This is a genomic window from uncultured Arenimonas sp., assembly GCF_963976025.1.
Taxonomy (GTDB): Bacteria; Pseudomonadota; Gammaproteobacteria; order Xanthomonadales; family Xanthomonadaceae; genus Arenimonas.
In genome coordinates, this window is sequence record NZ_CAXBJS010000253.1 from 1 (window position 1) to 2879 (window position 2879).

A 2879-nucleotide genomic window follows, 5' to 3' on the forward strand; every position below is an offset into this window, starting at 1 on the left:
CGCGCGCGGCGCGTTGCCAGTCCTGGCCGTGTTCGGCGATCTGTTCGATCACCGACACCACCGTGTTGCGGGTGCTGCGCACGCGTTCCGGGTAGGTGCGCCAGGAGTGCGTTTCCACCAGCATGCCCAGGCGGTTGCGCATCCAGAAATAGCCGGTGGAAAAACGCGGCGGCGCCACCGAGTCGGTGAAACCCGACGCCGGGTCGTCGTAAACCACGAAGGACGGGTAGAAGGGCAGCGGCAGCGAGCCCTGTTCGGCCAGGTCGGCGATGACGGCGTCGCGCCACTGCTGGCCGATGGTCCGCAGGGCCGGGTCGCCGGCGAACAGCGGTTCGACCATGATCGCGATGTCGTGCTCGAACTGGGCGCCATTGGTGGCGTGCAGGTCGACCACGGCCAGCGGGTCCCAGGCGTTCACCAGGGCCAGCATGGCCTGCATTTCCGGCGCTTCGGCCTTGAGGTAGTCGCGGTTGAGGTTGAGGTTCTGCGCGGTCGTGCGCCAGCCCATTTCGACCGGGCCGCGCTGGTTGGGTCGGTTCCAGGCGCTGAAGCGTTCGTGGCCGTCGACGTTGAACACCGGCACGAACAGCAGCACCTGCCGGTCCAGCGCGCCGGGCGCCGCTTCGCCTTCAAGCAGTTCGCGCAGGGCCAGGAAACCGGCGTCCTTGCCGTCGATTTCGCCGGCATGGATGCCGCCCTGCACCAGCACCACCGGCAGCCCCTGGCGGCGCGCGGCCAGCGGGTCGAGCGCGCCGGACGTGGAAGCCACCAGCGCCTTCATCGGCCGTCCCTGGGGCGTGGTGCCGAAGTCGAAGCAGCGCACCGCCGTCGGGTAGCGGGCGGCGAAGGCTTCGCACAGGACCTCAACTTCCGCGTAGCGGCCGGTGCGGGTGAAACCCGATTCTTCGGCCACCGTCGTCAGCGGCGACGCCGCGAGGGCGGGCAGGGTGGTGAGCAGCAGCAGGGTGGCGACAAGGCGCATGGCGGTCCGGGGTAAGCAGCGGAAGGCAGAAGCGTACAAGCTTCGGCGCCCGGGTTTGAATTAACCTTGGCCCATGAACTGGACCCTGCTCTGGCTGGTGATGGCCGGTGGCGCACTTGGCGCCGGTGGCCGCCATCTCATCGGCGCCTGGCTGCTGCGCCAGGTCGGCGACGGCCTGCCCTGGGGCACGCTGGCGGTGAACCTGCTGGGCAGCCTGGCGGCGGGCTTCCTGCTGATCTGGCTGGAAGGGCGCGGGCCGGGCGCGCTGTACGCGCGCGCCTTCCTCGTGGTGGGCGTGCTGGGCGGCCTGACCACCTATTCGGCGCTGATGCTCGAATGCCTGCTATATGCGCGCACCGCCAAACCCGGGGTGATGCTTGGTTACCTGGCGATCACCCTGGTCGGCGGCCTGGCTCTGGTCTGGGCCGGCGCGCGCCTGGCCACGTGGCTGCGGCCGGTCTGAGCAAGGCTCAGAAGCGTTCGAGCACCGGCAGGTAGCGCCACTGCCCGACCGGCATCTTCGACAGGCCGACGCGGCCGATGCGCAGGCGATGCACGGCGGTGGCCTTCAGGCCCACTTCCGCGCACAGGTATTCCAGCAGGCCCGGGCGCACGCCCTTGATGGCGAAGCGCAGGCGCTGTTCGCTTTGCCAGCTGACCCGGAACGGCGCCACCGGCCAGCCCTGGAAGCTGGTGCCGCCGGTGAGGCGTTTCCAGCCGTAGGGTGCCAGTTCGCCTTCGACCTCGACGTTGAATTCCTGCTCGATGCGTTCGCCGTCCTGCTTGAGCTTCTGCAGCACGCGGCCGTCCTGGCTGAAGACCATCAGGCCGCTGGTCTCCAGCGGCAGCGGCATCGCCGGCTGCAGGCGCGGGAAATGGCGCTGCAGCAGGCGCCAGCCGGACGGGTCGTCGGCCCAGCGGTTTTCCGGCACCAGCAGGGCCTCGGCCGGGTTCGCGCCCGGGCCCGGGTCGTAGCCGGCCGGCTTGTGCAGCAGCATCGTCGCCGGCTCGGCCGGGTCGGGCCGGGCGTCGGGCAGCAGGGCTACGTTTTCAGTAGTAACCGGGTGCTGCGGCGCCTCGACCACGACGCCGTCCACGGTCACCCAGCCGCCCTGCACGTAACGTTCGGCCTCGCTGCGCGTGCAGCCGGTGATCTCGACCACGCGGCGTGCCAGGCGGACCGGATCGGTCATGATTTGCGGGCGGCCTTCTTGAGGTCCTTTTCCGCGCGCTTTTCCTTCGGGGTTTTCTCCGGCTTCTTCTTTTCGTTCTTCTTCTGGTTCAGGCCCTTGGCCATGGGGGTGCTCCGTCATGCCGCCACGCGGATGCGCGGCCCGGCGGGCGACAGCATGCGCCCACGGCGCCGGAATCGCCATGATTTTCGTTGCACGGGTGTCCGGCGCGGCGCGATAATGCGCCGGCCTGTTTCATTTATGGAATGACCCCATGCTCGACCCGAACCTGCTGCGTGGCCATCTTGCCGACACCGCTGCGCGCCTGAAGCAGACCCGGGGTTTCGACCTCGACGTGGCCGCGTTCGAAGGGCTTGAAGCCGAGCGCAAGGCCATCCAGGGCCGCACGCAGGAGCTGCAGAACCTGCGCAATACCCGGTCCAAGGCCATCGGCCAGGCCAAGGCCAAGGGTGAAGACGTGGCCCCGCTGATGGCCGAGGTCGCCGGCATCGCCGACGAACTCAAGGCCTCCGAGGCCCGCCTGGACGAACTGCGCGCCGAGCTCGAAGCGATTGCCCTGGCCATTCCGAACCTGCCCGATGCCAGCGTGCCGGCCGGTGCCGACGAAAAGGACAACCTCGAAGTGCTTCGCTGGGGCACGCCGCGAGCCTTTGATTTCGCCGTGAAGGACCACGTCGAACTGGGCGCCCGCGACGGCTGGCTCG

At 69.2% G+C, this 2879-nt stretch carries 3 protein-coding genes and 1 pseudogene; 2 read left to right on the forward strand and 2 right to left on the reverse strand.

The features are described 5' to 3' along the window. On the reverse strand, positions 1–982 hold a 982-nt coding region (locus tag AACZ35_RS13700; RefSeq protein ID WP_339830231.1), incomplete at its 3' end, for a M14 family metallopeptidase. A gap of 73 nt (positions 983–1055) precedes the next feature. Here AACZ35_RS13700 and crcB point away from each other — a divergent pair. After that, complete coding sequence (gene crcB, locus AACZ35_RS13705; protein ID WP_339830233.1) at positions 1056–1445, forward strand: fluoride efflux transporter CrcB; 390 nt, start codon at positions 1056–1058, stop codon at positions 1443–1445. A 7-nt stretch (positions 1446–1452) separates the two neighbouring features. Here the strand turns inward: crcB and AACZ35_RS13710 are convergent, their stop codons facing one another. Next, positions 1453–2175: an RNA pseudouridine synthase gene (locus tag AACZ35_RS13710; RefSeq protein WP_339830235.1), complete on the reverse strand. Its 723-nt coding sequence runs from the start codon at positions 2173–2175 to the stop codon at positions 1453–1455. 253 nt (positions 2176–2428) lie between these two features. Here AACZ35_RS13710 and AACZ35_RS13715 point away from each other — a divergent pair. Then, a pseudogene (locus tag AACZ35_RS13715) lies at positions 2429–2879 on the forward strand (serine--tRNA ligase); the annotation flags it as partial.